General features: G+C 36.6%; 13 protein-coding genes, 1 pseudogene and 1 riboswitch. Of the genes and pseudogenes, 2 read left to right on the top strand and 12 right to left on the bottom strand.

What is annotated here, in order from left to right; translation table 11 throughout:
* Positions 1-20: 20 nt before the first annotated feature.
* The 12 genes and pseudogenes from E2558_RS09945 to E2558_RS09890 all read right to left on the bottom strand — a co-directional run bounded on the left by E2558_RS09945 (position 21) and on the right by E2558_RS09890 (position 12,996).
* Positions 21-896, bottom strand: a complete 876-nt coding sequence (locus tag E2558_RS09945) for a sulfite exporter TauE/SafE family protein (RefSeq protein WP_126565686.1) — start codon at positions 894-896, stop codon at positions 21-23.
* Between the two features lie 20 nt (positions 897-916).
* Positions 917-1,528, bottom strand: coding sequence for an NAD(P)-binding protein (locus E2558_RS09940; protein ID WP_126565687.1), 612 nt, complete (start codon positions 1,526-1,528; stop codon positions 917-919).
* Positions 1,529-1,582: 54 nt separating this feature from the next.
* A complete protein-coding gene (gene cobA, locus E2558_RS09935; protein WP_126565688.1) occupies positions 1,583-2,347 on the bottom strand; it encodes a uroporphyrinogen-III C-methyltransferase in 765 nt (254 codons plus the stop codon).
* A 33-nt stretch (positions 2,348-2,380) separates the two neighbouring features.
* Positions 2,381-4,102 carry an assimilatory sulfite reductase (NADPH) hemoprotein subunit gene (gene cysI, locus E2558_RS09930; RefSeq protein WP_126565689.1) on the bottom strand — a complete coding sequence of 574 codons (1,722 nt, stop codon included), beginning with the start codon at positions 4,100-4,102 and terminating at the stop codon, positions 2,381-2,383.
* Positions 4,103-4,119: 17 nt separating this feature from the next.
* The gene (locus E2558_RS09925; RefSeq protein WP_126565690.1) at positions 4,120-5,997 is read right to left on the bottom strand and encodes an assimilatory sulfite reductase (NADPH) flavoprotein subunit; all 1,878 of its coding nucleotides are present in this window, start codon (positions 5,995-5,997) and stop codon (positions 4,120-4,122) included.
* A gap of 168 nt (positions 5,998-6,165) precedes the next feature.
* Positions 6,166-6,897 (bottom strand): phosphoadenylyl-sulfate reductase, encoded by a 732-nt coding sequence (locus E2558_RS09920; RefSeq protein ID WP_126565691.1) that lies wholly within the window; start codon positions 6,895-6,897, stop codon positions 6,166-6,168.
* 192 nt (positions 6,898-7,089) lie between these two features.
* Positions 7,090-7,365, bottom strand: coding sequence for a hypothetical protein (locus tag E2558_RS09915; protein ID WP_126565692.1), 276 nt, complete (start codon positions 7,363-7,365; stop codon positions 7,090-7,092).
* A gap of 30 nt (positions 7,366-7,395) precedes the next feature.
* Positions 7,396-7,890 (bottom strand): zinc ribbon domain-containing protein, encoded by a 495-nt coding sequence (locus tag E2558_RS09910; protein ID WP_126565693.1) that lies wholly within the window; start codon positions 7,888-7,890, stop codon positions 7,396-7,398.
* Positions 7,891-7,980: 90 nt separating this feature from the next.
* Positions 7,981-8,766 carry a zinc-ribbon domain-containing protein gene (locus tag E2558_RS09905; protein WP_168210244.1) on the bottom strand — a complete coding sequence of 262 codons (786 nt, stop codon included), beginning with the start codon at positions 8,764-8,766 and terminating at the stop codon, positions 7,981-7,983.
* A gap of 223 nt (positions 8,767-8,989) precedes the next feature.
* Entirely contained in the window at positions 8,990-10,105 is a 1,116-nt protein-coding gene (locus E2558_RS09900; protein WP_126565695.1) for an MFS transporter, read from the bottom strand.
* The gene (locus E2558_RS09895) at positions 10,102-11,307 is read right to left on the bottom strand and encodes a 5,10-methylene-tetrahydrofolate dehydrogenase (RefSeq protein WP_126565696.1); all 1,206 of its coding nucleotides are present in this window, start codon (positions 11,305-11,307) and stop codon (positions 10,102-10,104) included. Before E2558_RS09895 ends, E2558_RS09900 begins: the two co-directional genes overlap by 4 nt.
* Before the next feature lie 96 nt (positions 11,308-11,403).
* Positions 11,404-12,996 (bottom strand): annotated as a pseudogene (locus E2558_RS09890) (solute:sodium symporter family transporter).
* 391 nt (positions 12,997-13,387) lie between these two features.
* Positions 13,388-13,489, top strand: a riboswitch (TPP riboswitch).
* 128 nt (positions 13,490-13,617) lie between these two features.
* Between E2558_RS09890 and E2558_RS09885 the strand changes: the two are divergent.
* Together E2558_RS09885 and E2558_RS09880 are read left to right on the top strand one after the other, a co-directional pair.
* Positions 13,618-14,367 (top strand): 3-oxoacyl-ACP reductase, encoded by a 750-nt coding sequence (locus E2558_RS09885; RefSeq protein ID WP_126565697.1) that lies wholly within the window; start codon positions 13,618-13,620, stop codon positions 14,365-14,367.
* 93 nt (positions 14,368-14,460) lie between these two features.
* On the top strand, positions 14,461-15,762 hold the full coding sequence (locus E2558_RS09880) for an LLM class flavin-dependent oxidoreductase (RefSeq protein WP_126565698.1): 1,302 nt from the start codon (positions 14,461-14,463) through the stop codon (positions 15,760-15,762).
* Positions 15,763-15,841 lie beyond the last annotated feature (79 nt).

Genomic DNA, 15,841 nt, shown 5'->3' with positions numbered 1-15,841 from the left:
ATTGATTAGTTTACTCGGTTTTACTTATAAGAAAAAGACAATTTTTTGTTGCGAATAAGTGTGATAATCACTAAAATCACAATCGCACAAATAATTGCGAATCTAATAATATTAGTTATTGTGGCATCACTATCAAAGTATTTTAGCAATGCATTACTATTTGTGAAAATGATTAACCCACCTACACAAATAGCTAAAATATTAATTGGTAATATTTTAGTAAGATACGCAGAAATAGGTGCTGCTAACATACCGCCAACACTTAACGCGATGACAAACCACCAATTAATTTGTGTGATCCCTAAAAAGAGAATAAAACTTAACGATGTTGACAATGTAACGAAAAACTCACTCGCTGACACGGTACCAATAGCATAACGCGGTTGAATCTTATGACTTGCCAATAATAAAGGTGTATTGACAGGTCCCCATCCGCCACCACCAATGGCATCTAAAATACCAGCGATAGCGCCTTGTGGCACAAGTTTTGCACTACTTAACTTTCCAACATGCGTGTGAAGTTCCTTATGTCGTTTAATGAGGAATTGATATAAAATATAAATTCCCATTGAAAGTAAAAATAGAGCGATATATGGTTTGATATAGTCGCCATGTATTCGCGTCAATAATGCAGCGCCAATGAACCCACTGATTGCACCAGGAATCGCTAGCTTTAACATGGTCGGTTTATGTACATTTTCAAATTTCCAATGCGATGTCCCTGAAGCTGCTGTCGTTGCAATTTCAGAAAAGTGCACAGTGGCTGATACAATCGCAGGTGCAATACCATACGTTAACAAAATAGATGATGATGAGGCCCCGAAACCCATTCCGAGTGATCCATCAACAAGTTGGGCTAAAAATCCAGCTAATGCAAATATAAATAATTTCCTCATATATCACACGCCTCTTCATATTAAACTTGTGATTGGAGCCATCGCATGAATTCTCGTTGCTGATCTTCGTTTAAATATGTTTCAGATAATATCTGTTGTAATAAGTTTTGTTTTTCAGATGGCTCAATTGATAAAGCTTTAATGCGCTGTCTGCTTTGATACAAAAATTCTATATAGGTGTCATAACGTTCATCGTACATCTCACTTAATGTAGAGATGATGTGCGCCCCTAGTTTAGGACTTGCGCCGTTCGTTGAAACACTCATCGTCAGTCGTCCACGTTTTAAAATACTAGGAAATGTGACATCTCCTGCCTGTGCGTCTGCTGCATGATTAAGTAAGACGCCTTTAGGCAAACTTTCTTTCACTTGGGTGTTCACTTTAGGCTCATTTGTCGCAACGACTACAAGGTAAGCGCCCTCTAAGTCGCTTGGTTCAAAGGCTTTCTTACTCCATGAAATGCGATCTTCAGTCACTAAAGTATGTAAGGCTGGTGTAAGTGAAGGACTCACAATATGAATATTAGGACAATACGCTATTAATGTAGTGGCCCGTCTTGTTGCAACTTTTCCGCCACCAACAATAACAATATGTTTATCAGTTAAATCAATCATGAGTGGCATACTATTCATACTGTTTCCCCCATTCACTTCGCCTCTATGCCGATTTACTTACCTACATTATAACTAAGGTAAGGTCATTTCTAATTCAGCAACTTGTTCTTTAAACCAGCTAATCTTCTGTCTCATTTGCACTACATCGCCAATCACAATCATCGCCGGATTCTTGATTGAAGATGCTTGTTCGACGATGGTGCCTAATGTGCCGGTAACAGTCTTCTGGGAAGTAGTCGTTCCTAAATGTACTAACGCAACAGGTGTATCTATCGATTTACCATGACGGATAAGCAATTCACAAATTTCAGGTAAACGTTTCACACCCATATAAACGCATAATGTTTCTGGTCCATGTGCAAGATGTTCCCAGTACGCTTCCTTCGACATACCAGGCTTATTCACCGCCGTGACAAACGCCACGGAAGAGCTATAATCTCTATGCGTAACTGGAATGCCCGCATATGCTGGTGCTGCAATACCTGATGTGATACCGGGGACGATTTCAAACGGGATTTGGTGTTGCGCTAAGATTTCCGCTTCTTCACCACCACGACCGAAGACAAACGGGTCGCCCCCTTTTAGACGCGTAATCGTATGTCCTTTCTTAGCTAAACTGACTAACATTCGATTCGTTTCCTCTTGCGGTAAGGAATATTTATTCGGGTCTTTACCACAATAGAAGAATTTCGTTGATGGTTTCGCTAATTCTAAGATTTCTTTGTTCACTAAACGATCATACAGAATCACGTCTGCCGCTTGAATCGCCTTCATACCTTTAATCGTCAATAAATCAGGATCACCAGGTCCTGCGCCTACTAGATAAACATTTCCCATCCTGTCACCCCCCGTTTTTTCTTTTTTTGAAAATTAACTATGGAAATCTTGGCCACCATGAACCTTAGCTACTACACCAGAGCGAATCACGAAGTCGCCGAAATGTTCACCTTCAAGGCGTTCTTTACCATAATCAATAAGAATAGGACGTAAGCTTTCAAGAATTTCTTGTTCGCCAATATTCTCTTTATACAATTTATTTAAGCGTTCACCTTTAAAACCGCCACCTAAATACATGTTGTATTTACCAGGCGCTTTACCGATAAATGCAATTTCAGCAAGTGCTGGTCTAGCACAGCCATTTGGACAACCTGTCATACGAATCGTAATTTCCTCATCATTAAGACCCGCTTCATCCAATAAATCTTCAATCTTAGTAATTAATGATGGTAGGTAACGTTCTGATTCTGCCATGGCTAAGCCACATGTTGGAAAGGCTACACAAGCCATTGAATTACGTCGTAAGCCTGTATAATTCTTGCCATCTGTTAAACCATATTGGTCAATAAGACTTTGGATTTCTTCTTTTTTCTCAGAAGTTACATTTGCAATAATTAAATTTTGGTTTGGAGATAATCTGAAGTCGCCCGTATGTGTTTCTGCGATTTTTCGCAATGCCGTTTTTAATTGATAATCTTCGGTATCTTTGACGCGTCCATTTTGAATAAATAGCGCATAATTCCAAACGCCTTCTTCGCCTTCAATCCAACCTAAACGGTCGCCGTTATGTTCAAATTCAAAGTCACGTGCCTCTTCAATGTCCCATCCTAAGCGTGAATTAAGTTCTTCAACTACCTTTTCTACACCTAAGCGGTCCACAGTATATTTGAAACGTGCATTTTTACGATTCTCACGGTTACCGTAGTCACGTTGAATCGTTAAAATTTTCTCACAAACGTCAACAGCTTTATCTTTAGGGATAAATCCAGCTAAGCGTCCTACTTGAGGATACGTATCAGGATTACCATGCGTCATACCCATACCGCCACCAATTGTGACATTGAATCCGATAAGTTCTTCGTTCTCAACAATAGCGATAAGACCAATATCTTGAGAGTAGACGTCAATGTCATTTGAAGGTGGAACTGCGATACCAATTTTAAATTTACGTGGTAAATATTTCTTACCGTACATTGGTTCCACTTCTTCAGCTGAATCTAAAACTTTCTCTCCATCTAACCAAATTTCATGATAAGCATTTGTTTTAGGTAATAAATGATCACTAATTGCTGTCGCATAATCATTAATTTCTTTATGAATACTTGATTGATATGGGTTAGGGTTACACATCGTATTACGATTGACGTCCCCACACGCTGCAATTGTATCAAGTACTGCTTCATTAATCTTTTGCATTGAAGTTTTTAAATTACGTTTTAAAATACCATGGAATTGGAACGTTTGACGTGTCGTTAATTTCAACGTTTGATTGCCATAACGCTCTGAAATGTCATCCATTGCTAACCATTGTTCCGGTGTCGCTTTACCTCCTGGTAGACGAACACGAATCATAAAGCTGTATGCCGGTTCAAGCTTCTGTTTACGACGTTCGTCACGTATATCTCTATCGTCTTGTTGATAGCTACCATGGAACTTTAATAATTTCGTATCATCGTCAGAAATAGCACCAGTTAAAGGATCTGCTAAGCCTTGTTCAATCGTTCCACGTAAATAATTACTATCGTCTTTGAGATATTCTAAGGCATCAAGCTTTTGGTTTAATTCATCAGATAATTGCTTATTAGTTTTAGCCATTAAATACCACCCCTTCTTTAGTACACATCACGTTGATAACGTTTTTCTTTTTTCATTTGTTTAAGATATGCTTCAGCGTCTTCTTCAGATAAGTTTTGTTCTTTAATTAAGACGTTGCGAATCGCTTGATGTACGTCTTTAGCCATGTTTTTTTCATCGCCACAAATATAAATTGAAGCGCCATTTTGTAGCCATTCATTAAACTGTGCACTATGTTCTGAAATACGATGTTGCACATAAACTTTTTCATCTGTATCGCGTGAGAATGCGACATCCATCTTGCCTAATGTACCGTCTTTCAACCATTCTTGCCATTCAGTTTGATATAAGAAATCAGTTGTAAAGTGCTGATCGCCAAAGAATAACCAAGTATTGCCTTTATAGCCATTTTCTTCGCGTTCTTGCATATAAGCTCTAAATGGCGCAACACCTGTACCAGGACCAATCATAATCACTGGTGTGTCACCATCTGTTGGGAACTTAAAGTTTGGATTACGTTTTAAATAAATCGGTACTGTATCGCCTGGTTGAATACGTTCAGCGAATTGTACAGAACATACGCCCGAGCGATCACGGCCATGCGCATTGTATCTCACAGCACCTACTGTAATATGTACTTCATCTGGCAAAGCTTTATAACTACTTGAAATTGAGTATTCTCTTGGTGGTAATTTTCTAAGTAATTGATATAGATTTTCTGGTTGTAATTCTGTTGTATCGAAATCATTTAATAAGTCGATTAAGTCACGACCTTCGATATAACTTTGAACCCATTCGTTATCTTCTACTTTTTCTTTTAACTCATCATTATCAAATAATGTAGCTGCATTAATAAGTAGTGGTTTGGTTAATTTTGTGATTTCAAAATGAGTTGTTAAGGCATCTTCAAGTGATAAAGTATCACCTTCATCAGAAATTTGTACTTGGTCTTCTGGGTCCCAGCCTAATGTACTGATAAGTAAATCAACTAAAGCTGGATCGTTTTGTGGTAAGACGACTAAACAATCCCCTACTTCATATTCTTCACCAAAGTTATCTAATAAGAATTCAATATGACGTGTTTCTTTATTAGAACCTCGACCATTTAAGTTAATATTTTCTAATACTTCTGCTTGATACGGATTTGATTTTGAGAATTTCTTCTCTTTTGCCGATTTAATAGATTCACTTACAACTTGTTCATTTTGTGTGCCGTCTGGTGCTGTATCGATAGCATTAATAACGTTAGCCATCCACTTTTCAGCGTCTTCTTCATAATCAACATCGCAGTCTACACGATCATAAATTCTTTCAGCACCTAATTCGCCAAGCTTTCTATCAAAGTCACGACCTGTTTGACAGAAGAATTCATAAGTTTGATCACCAAGCGCTAATACAGAGAAGCGCACGCCTTCAAGCTTCGGTGCTTTGCGCCCATGAAGGAACTCATGAAGTTCAGCTGCGTTATCTGGTGGATCCCCTTCACCTTGTGTAGATGTAATAATAAATAAGTCTTCAACATTTTTAAGATTTTTAGGTTTAAATTCATCCATTGCTTTTAAAGTAACGTTATGACCAATGTTTGATAAACGTTCTTCAAAGATTTCTGCCAAACCTTGCGCATTACCTGTTTCTGAACCATAAAGTAATGTGATACTACGTTTCTCTGGTGTAATAGCAGGTTCTTTGTCTTGCAACATCGCTTCTGTGTTGGCAGATAGTTCGCCTTGAGCTGTTGCTTGATTTGATGCCGCAGTTTGAGATTGAGCTGGCGCACCATTCGCTGTAAACTGTTGATTCGCAACTAAGTAACCACTTAACCATACTTTTTGCTCTGGTGTAAGCGTCTGTAGTAATTCATTAATTTGTGTGGCTTGACCTTCTGTAAAAGGACTATTTGTGACACTTAAATTCAATGTTATCCACCTCTTGTTCCGTAAAAGTTCAATTCAAAATTATTTTAAATACTATCTTTATTATGTAAGAAATATATCCGGATTTACAATAAAATTCGGATATATTTTTGTTCCCAAAAACCTACCAAAACACTAGGCTTTATACTTAAAAAATTTTCACCTTAATGATTAAGGTTTATCTGCAACGTGAAGACCACATTCAGTCTTTTCAAAATTAGACCAACGACCTGTACGAGAATCTTCAGAATCAAAAACAGGTGCAGTACATGGAATACAACCAATACTTGGATAATGTTGATCATGTAATTCGTTGTATGGTAAATCATGCGCTTTGATATAATCCCAAACTTCATCTTCAGTCCAATAAATTAATGGACAAACTTTAATTGATTTAAAACGCTCATCTTTATTAATGAAATTAGTATGTGCACGTGTAGGAGATTGGTCACGACGTAGCCCTGAGATCCAAGCAACTGCGCCACCTAAAACCTCTTCTAACGGTTTAATCTTTCTAATGTAACAACATTGGTTAGGATTATTCTTCCAAAGTGCTGGATTATATTTCTCCGCTTGTTCTTCAAGTGTTAAATCCGGTTGTTTCATTTCAATACGAAGTTGTGGAAAGCGTTCTTTCACTCTATCAATTAAATCATACGTCTCTTGAAAATGTAGATTAGTATCTAAAAATACAATTTGAGCATCTGGTTTAATTTGTGAAATCAAATTAATAAGCACCATACTCTCTGCTCCGAAACTACATGAATAAACAATAGAGTCACCATATGTGCGGTATGCCCATTCTAAAATTTCGTAAACGCCCTTTGTAGCGTCATCTGTGGAAATAGAGTCAATAAATGGATCGCCATTAAAGCTCTCATATGTAATCTTCGGTACTGACATAAACTTATGGTCCCCCCTCAGTGTTCACAAATTTATTTATCTAATACCTATCGGAATTGTCAGAATAATATGTTAATACTTTATCGAGTTTTGCGTAGAAAGTCAAGGGAATTTAGGGAGTATCTTTGATAAAGAAGAAATGATAGATAAACAAAAACCACTTTAGCCTTAACCTAAAGTGGTTTCTAATTTTTAATATTCTGGAATACACTCTACTAATACAACTTTACCATTCTCTGGAGTTACTAAAATTTCAAAACCGTTATTTTTGACATTGTTGTAAATATACTGGCCTGAAGCTGAGTGTTGATCGTAATTATTATATTTACGTATAAATTCTTTTTCACTTACATTATCTGGAGCTATAGCTATACCCCATACTGTATTATCATGAGTTCTTGGATTATAAATGACAGCTATATTACCATATTTTATATAATCATCATCAAAACCATTAATATGAGGCATTATTTTTCCTTTTCCAAAACGTTTTTCTACTTAGTCTTTAGTCATCCCTATTTTTATCCCCATAAATGAATCTATATTGTTCTTTTGCATATATGTTGTTTGAAAGTCATCTGATAGGACGTCAATTTTAGGTGGTTGTGGTGCATTATCTTTATCTGTTTTCTCTTCTTTTTCTTGTTCGGCTCTTTGTTTTTCAGCTTTTTTAGGGTCGTTTGAAATTTTATGCTCACCTTGTTTCTCTTCTTCTTTGGCAACGTGTTGAGTAGTAGTTGGTTTACTTTGTGCTTGTTCATTCCCTTTTAAGAAAAAGTGATAATACGTGAAGCAACTACTTACTATAATCGCTATAACAAGTATAGCGATAACCACAAACGGCCAAATATGACGTTTCCGCTTCGGCTCTTGTGGAAAATAATGATTTTCTTGAGTATAGCCGTATTTAAAGTTTTGGATATCACATCCACATCGATTACAAAAATGTTGATTTTCTTTTAACGGGCTACCACATTGAGGACAATATTTCATATATTCATCTACCTTTCACTTTTCATGATTGAAGGACTAAGTTGCTTGTGAAATTTGAATATGAGTGAATTAAAATAGATACGCTATTATTTATTCAGCAAGACATTGAATTTTAGCGATATATCCGTGATCAATATCAACAGCGACTAAATAACCATTACCTTTAAAGTTGTTATAAACAATTTCTGAACCACTGTAATCGTCGTAAGCAGGATAACGATCAAGAAATTCACTTGTAGTGACATGATCTGGAGAAACACCAACTGCTATGACTTTACCATCCTCGCCTTTCGTATCATAATCCACGGTTAAATTACCATACTTTGTAGACTCCCATTTAAAGCCATCTACTTTTAAAGTACCGGTAGATTTTCCGACAAGTTTTTCAACTTCTGAACGTGTCATACCTTTGCGAATACCCATATATCCACCTAGATTATTACTTTGCATATATGTTCTTTCAAAATCTTCACTCATGACATCAATTTTTGGAGATTTAACTTTATTTTCTTTATCTTTTTCTGATTCATGTTTTTCAGATTTTTTATGGTCATTGGATGATTTTTGTTCATCTTTTTGTTTTTCAGTTTTTGAAGTATGTTGTGTAGTAGTAGACTCATTTGACGTTTGATGGTCGTCTTTAATAAAGAAGAAATAATATGTAAGACAGCTTGCTATGATAATAGCAATTATAAGCGCACCTATAACAACCCACGGCCAAACTTTACGCTGTAGTTGTGGTGGTTCTGGTGATTGAGGTTGGAAATAAATTCCGCTATCCCGATACTGTTCAAATGCTTTGATATCATGACCGCATTTGTTACAGAAACGTTGATTAGCGTTGAGTTGACTTCCACATTGAGGACAATATTTCATAAATGACCTTCCTTTCACTTCTTGATGAGAGTAATAACAATGATGAGTGTGAAATAAGGTTTTTCTATTTTTAATGTATACACACATAGTATTTACGCTTAATTTTAAATGACTTTTTTGAAATTTTCTATAATTATTTTCTCGAAAAATAATTATAAAAAATAAAGCCAATTGAAGCACTGACACTTCCACTGGCTTTAGCAAACCTAATCCTACTAAATGCTTATTGATTTCTATCATTATAACGCATTTGTTGACGATAACCATACGTACTTTCTTTAATGAGTTGATCATTCAATAGACCAGCGCCAATTGCACCTGCAACAGTAGAAATTGAAGCAGCGAACCACGGAATACTAAGATATAAATCTATACCTGCAGGTCCTTTCAATCCTATTTGCTGGCCTAAGAAATTAGCCGGTAATAGCACGAGTTCTGCAATTAAGAATAATAAATACAAGATAATATAATAAATAATAATAGCAATCAATAACGTCATAACAGTTGTTAAATTGTATAACCACGTAATACGTTTATTCTTACCTTTCTTTACAGGTTCCCATAAATCATGGGATAACATAATCCATATCAACATACCTAACACCGCAATGATTGATATGCCAAAGAGGCGCCACATTGAGAATTCCATACTCATTTGCCACATAGTTGTAAATATCAAACCAAAGGCGCCCGTAGTAAAAGCAATCGCAACGATATTGCTTAAACTTGCCATCATGTTTAATGGATTGTTCGCAAAAGTCATACCACTGACTAAACGCAACATACCTGTGGTACGTGAGTTAGATAAATAACGTAAATGCTTCGTTTCTGTTTCATCTAAATAAACTTCTGTCTTTTTAATATTTGAAAAAGGAAACTGCTTACCCAACATGTGTTGAATACTATTATCATCATCGTATGATTTGTTTTGTTCTTCTGAACGATGTACTTCATTAATAATAGAGACAATAGCATTTTTAAAACGATTCTTAACTGGTCGCCAGCCAAATGCTGGATATGAAAAAATGGCTGCCCCGTTCTTTTTGTTAATATCTAAAGCGAGTACATGTTGCTGATAAAACATAGGTAAATCGGTAAGCCCTACTACATAATCCCATTGTCTCTCATCATGATAATCATGAATTTTCTTGAAGATTTCTTCTACAGATTCTGCGAAACCAGTCAGAGGATCAACCACGAGATCGATTTTCCAATTGTGTTGGTTGTTAGGTTGTTGCGACAAGATGTTTGGTAAATCATCTATTAAACTTTTGCCTAACGTTTCAGTAACGCCCGGAGCAACTACTAAACCAATCACTTTTTCATCTTTGTTACTCATGAATTATCCTCCTCTCTGTGATCTTGTTTCTTACCTTCGTATTGTTCTTCATCTTTATCTTCATTATTTGAAGCGGATTGTTCTACTTGTTGTTGCGACTCATCTTGAGACGCAGATTGTTGTTTTTCTTCCTCTTCTTGTTGTTCTTGTTCCACTTCTTTATAACGATGGTACTGACGATAAGAATACGTAATACGTCGAATTTTTTCTTCGTCTTCGACTGTAGACCCCATCGCTCCAGCTAATAAACCTAATGATGATACAAACCATAGTAGTCTTAAATAATTTCGAATAGTAAAATCTGGGTTCGCACTTGTCCAATTATTAAATAAGCTTACAGGTACAAATAATGAAATACTAATTGATAATAAGACATATAAAATGACATAGTTCATCAATGTAATTACGATTAATGTAAGCATTGTCGTAGCATTGTAGATATAGCGATAGACACGTTGAGATTTCGATGTTTTACGTTCAAATAGTTGGTGCGCATAAAGTAACCAACCTGCCATACCAATAACAGCAATCATCATTAACACAATAAAACGATAAATAGAATATTGCACACTTAATTCCCATGGCATTGAGAAGATAGATACATAAGTTCCTGTCGCAAATGCTACGGAAATAATCTTTTTAAAGTTAAAGATATTCTTCCACGGTTCATTCGCCCGCGTTAATCCTAGTATAAGTTGAATCCATCCTAATACGATGAAAGGATTGATATAACGTTGTTTTGTACTGTCATCCTCACTAGGCTCTACCGCTTTCGGACGGATAAAAAGTGACACATTCGGATGTGATTTAGGCTTATTGTAGTACAACTGTTCAATTAATGAGGTAATACTTTTAACTAATTTGCGTTCTAAATTGACCCAGCCTAATGAAGGCATCGATAACATGGCAACCTGTTGTTCATTGTCAAAGTCACTAATTACAACTTTGTTACCTGAGATACTTGGTAAGTCGGTAATACACACAACGATATCCCATTCATATTGCTTTTTTAACTCGATAGCTTTGTCTATACTTTCGTGTACATCCTCTGCTGAGCCGATTAATAAATCAACCTTGGTTTCGAAATGCCACTCAGTGTTGCTATCAATATGTTGTTGCAGTAAGGCTTGTATCTTGGGTATCGCACGGTCGACATGTTTGCGTGCCACACCTGGCGAAGGTACGAGTCCAATTGTGTACATTAGGTTGACTCCCTCCTTTTTCAAAAAAATAAACGAAAGGTGTACGTTTAAAGGTAAATTGCATCTTTAAACGTACACGCTATACATGAATGTGCTTTATTTAGCTAGCACTAATGGTGAGAAGATGATATAAATAATCACGACTAAAGCTAAAATGATACTACCGGCAATATAGCGATATTTCCAAGGTGTGATGTCCACTTTAGCGTTATTAGTATTTTAGTCAAATTCGTTAGATGGTTTCAATTTATTGAAAATAAGTACAATGATTAAATCAATAAAGAAGATGACACTAAATGTATAGAGATAATTAATTTGTGGGAATGCCAAACTTACAATGACATATAAAATAATATGTGTAAACAGTGCTATTTTAGCACCTAACTTAGAGGTACGTCTAGAGAAAAATGCTACGAGTACTAATGCAAGCACAGGCATACTATAAACACCATTAAATTGTTGAACAATCGCATATAAACCACTTGGGAATAATGAAATGAATGGTGACAGACCAACACAGATAGCACCAATAACAACTGTCGCTACGTGCCCTACGCGGGCAATGTGTTTATCTGATGCTTTCTTACCAAAGATGGGTTGATAGAAATCGTATGTGAATAATGTCGTTGTACTATTTAATGAACCAACAAATGAACTTAGTATTGCACCAAAGATTACGGCACCAAAGAGACCTAATGACCAATCTGGTAAAATGCTTTGGATAAGTGCTGGGTAGGCATTATCGTTTTTATCAATACCACCATTGAAATAATTATATGCAATGATACCAGGAATCACTGTGAAGATAGGTCCAAATATTTTAAAGATACTTAAGTAAATGGCACCTTTTTGTGATTCTTTTAAGTTTTTAGCGGCTAGTGCTTTTTGAACAATCATTTGATTTGCGCACCAGAAGAATAAGTTATTGAAAAACATACCAAAGAATAATGTTGGCCATGGTACGATATTTGAATTTACTGCTCCGAATGCATTCAGTTTCTCTGGAGTATGTTGAACGATATGATCGAAACCTTTGACGAATCCACCATCGCCCACGTGATGTAAACCAATTAACGTTACGATTAAACCGCCAACGATTAAGCCGATACCGTAAATGGAATCACTGAATGCGCTAATAGATAAACCACCTACAAAGAGGTAAAGTACCCCAATAATACCGATTGTTAGTGAAATAATAATCGTCGCTGTTGTGTCACTTACGCCTAAATAATCTCCCACGTAGAACATTTTATTAAATACTAAAGAACCTGAGTATAAGACAACTGGCATAAATGACACTACATGCGTAAAGATAAATAGGATGGATACAAAGCGTTTCGTAAATGTATCGTATCTCATCTCTAAGAATTCAGAAATGGTAGAAACACCATAGCGTAAATATTTAGGAAGGAAGACCCATGCTAGTAAGACGACCGCTACGGCAGCAGTAATCTCCCACGCCATTACCTCCATGCCTTTACCATAACTTTGACCATTTTGACCCACTAGTTGTTCCGTCGATAGGTTGGTCATGATAATCGTTGAAGCAATGGTGAAACCTGTTAAGGTATTGCCTCCCATAAAATAACCGTCTGCGCTATCGGTTTGTACTTTTTTCGAGCGCCAATACGCATAAATACTAATGCCGATAACTACGCCTAAGAATAATAGGACTGCTAGCCAATTCATACTTCTTTCTCTCTCCTTATAAAAAATTTATAAATTGCAATCATCATTCATTCTTTGCAATAAAAAAACGTTAAATCCTCACTTGCATTCAACGTTTATATTTCCTTTTTTAGATTGAAAAATGAATAAATCTTACTATATGGCGCACATATACATTAAAATAATTTCCAATACTTTTTTTAATCATAAAACTTGTTCGTTTTTAATTTTAATAACTTTTGATAAAATTTACAAATCAACTTTTAATTAATTTAGATTAATTAACCTATGAAATTTATAATACGACGCTCATTTTTCGGTTGAAAATGAAAAACTGGAGCAAGATGACCTACTATATACAATTGCCTTGACTTCTAAATTTAAAAATTATACATTGTAAATATAGTATTAATATATGCACTAGGGGTGTTTTTTAACTGAGATGAGGCATGTCCTCGAACCCTTTGAACCTGAACTAGTTCATACTAGCGTAGGAAAGTGTGGGATAAATTTTAGATGATAATAGGGATAACACGTGTGTTAATCTCTTGCTTATATATACATATCTATTATTTACGCAACTTTCCTAACGAAGGTTGCGTATTTTTTTACTGTAAAATCAAAGTGATGGAGGCTCGTGCAATGGCAAGAACAGTATTAGTAACAGGCGGCGGCCGTGGTTTAGGCGCAGTCATCGCAAGAACATTAGTGTCACAAGGATTTCAAGTTGTCATTAATTACAATAAGAGTAAAGAAGCTGCTGAACAGTTAGCAACCAAATTAGGCGACAACGCAATCACACTACAAGCAGACGTGACACAACGTGAAGAAGTGGACCGTTTAGTGAAAGAAGCAACAGCTCACTTCGGACAAATCGATGTAGTAGTGAACAATGCATTAGTTAACTTCAAGTTCGATCCCGTTGCTCAAAAAGCATTCAAAGACTTAAGCTGGGAAGATTACCAACAACAAATTGATGGTACGTTAAAAGCAGCATTTAACGTTGCTCAAAGTGTAGTTCCTCAATTTATCGAACGTAACGCTGGTAGCATCATCAGTATTGGTACAAACTTATTCCAAAATCCTGTTGTCCCATATCATGAATATACAACTGCAAAAGCAGGTTTAATTGGTTTCACACGTAATATCGCTGCTGAATTAGGTCAATATGGTATTACAGCTAATATGGTTTCTGGTGGTTTATTAAAGACAACTGACGCCAGTGCAGTAACCACACCAGAAGTATTTGACTTAATCGCTCAAACAACACCTTTACGTAAAGTGACAACACCTCAAGATGTGGCAAATATGGTAGCGTACTTAAGTTCTGAAGCAGCCAACGGTATTACAGGACAAAACATTACAGTTGATGGCGGTTTAACAATGAACTAAACCACTTAGAGTTAAATGCGACGTTTTCATTAAGCGCATTATTCTCTATTTAATCAAAATCCCAACAACAAACTGGAGTGTTAGTGATTCATTATGACGAAAGAGAAACAGCAATTACACATTGGTATTTTAATTTATGGGTGTGGTCACCATCAGGCAGCTTGGCAACAACCTTACTCAAGTGTTGAACGTCTTGGTGATATTACCTATTATCAAGAGCTAGCTCAACTTTCTGAGCAAGGACTATTTGACGTCGTCTTCTTTGCGGATAATCAGGCCTTCAATCCAGGTTTCACCACGATGCCGAGTTTCTGGTTTGACCCCCTCATTAACTTAACAGCTATTTCCCAAGTGACACATCATGTCGGTTTGGTGCCCACTATCTCGAGTACATTTTCAAATCCATTCACGGCAGCGCGTCAGTTATTAAGCTTGGACCATATCACTGGCGGCCGTGTCGGTTGGAATTTAGTAACTTCTATGACAGACGTGGAGGCTCAGAACCATAGTATGGAGGCATTGCCTGAGCATGCTGTTCGCTATGAAAAGGCGGACGAATTCGCCCGCGTCGTTAATGGATTGTTTGAGTCATGGACTACGGAAGACTTTCAACCTCATCGTGAAGCTGGGACGTTGATGGATACGACAACGATACAACCGCTTCACCATAAAGGTAAATATTTCCAAGTACGTGGGCCACTAACAACACCACAAAGCCCACAAGGAAAGCCAGTTGCTATGCAAGCAGGCGCATCTGACCAAGGTATTGCGTTGGCTACGAAATATGCAGATGCCGTTTATTCAGTATCATGGAATTTGAAACAAGCTCAACGCTACCGTGAAAGATTAGATGCTCAAATGAAACAAAACACAGATAACCCAAGATACATTAAAGTCTTTCCTGGATTAGTAACGTATGTAGGGCGTACACGTGAAGAAGCGGAAGCTAAGAAAGCAGAGCTAGATGCTTTACTTCCCGTTGAAACGGCTTTGAAACAGTTAAGTTTCTTTGTTCAACAAGATTGTAGTAATTGGGAACTAGACCAACCCGTTCCCGAATTACCCCCACTTGAGGAATTTAGTGGACCAAAGGGTCGTTACGAAACTATCCTTGAAATCATTAATGATAAACAACCGACTGTTCGTGAATTACTTGGCTATTTAAATGCTGGAGGCGGACATTTAACCTTAGTAGGCACACCTGAAGACATCGTAGACGAAATGGAACATTGGTTCAACGAAGGTGTCGCAGATGGCTTTAATTTAATGCCACCTTCCCTCCCACATAGTTTAGAAGACTTTGTAGATTTAATCGTTCCTGAATTACAACGTCGTGGTTTATATCGCACAACGTATACAGGACATACCCTGAGAGATCACTTAGGGCTAAATTAGAAATAAAAAAGACATTCATTATTATCTATATCATTTAATTCAAATTCATTTATATCCAATACCCAATTTATTAATCCAT

Origin of the sequence: Staphylococcus pragensis (assembly GCF_004785665.1) — a bacterium.
Classification (GTDB): domain Bacteria; phylum Bacillota; class Bacilli; order Staphylococcales; family Staphylococcaceae; genus Staphylococcus; species Staphylococcus pragensis.
Note: the sequence above shows the minus strand (reverse complement) of the source record. Positions and strands in the feature narration are given on the sequence as shown.

Coding starts and splice junctions, on each gene's coding strand:
- E2558_RS09945 (WP_126565686.1), bottom strand. CDS start 896: ATGAGGAAATTATTTATATTTGCATTAGCTGGATTTTTAGCCCAACTT.
- E2558_RS09940 (WP_126565687.1), bottom strand. CDS start 1,528: ATGAATAGTATGCCACTCATGATTGATTTAACTGATAAACATATTGTT.
- cobA (WP_126565688.1), bottom strand. CDS start 2,347: ATGGGAAATGTTTATCTAGTAGGCGCAGGACCTGGTGATCCTGATTTA.
- cysI (WP_126565689.1), bottom strand. CDS start 4,102: ATGGCTAAAACTAATAAGCAATTATCTGATGAATTAAACCAAAAGCTT.
- E2558_RS09920 (WP_126565691.1), bottom strand. CDS start 6,897: ATGTCAGTACCGAAGATTACATATGAGAGCTTTAATGGCGATCCATTT.
- E2558_RS09915 (WP_126565692.1), bottom strand. CDS start 7,365: ATGCCTCATATTAATGGTTTTGATGATGATTATATAAAATATGGTAAT.
- E2558_RS09910 (WP_126565693.1), bottom strand. CDS start 7,890: ATGAAATATTGTCCTCAATGTGGTAGCCCGTTAAAAGAAAATCAACAT.
- E2558_RS09905 (WP_168210244.1), bottom strand. CDS start 8,766: ATGAAATATTGTCCTCAATGTGGAAGTCAACTCAACGCTAATCAACGT.
- E2558_RS09900 (WP_126565695.1), bottom strand. CDS start 10,105: ATGAGTAACAAAGATGAAAAAGTGATTGGTTTAGTAGTTGCTCCGGGC.
- E2558_RS09895 (WP_126565696.1), bottom strand. CDS start 11,307: ATGTACACAATTGGACTCGTACCTTCGCCAGGTGTGGCACGCAAACAT.
- E2558_RS09885 (WP_126565697.1), top strand. CDS start 13,618: ATGGCAAGAACAGTATTAGTAACAGGCGGCGGCCGTGGTTTAGGCGCA.
- E2558_RS09880 (WP_126565698.1), top strand. CDS start 14,461: ATGACGAAAGAGAAACAGCAATTACACATTGGTATTTTAATTTATGGG.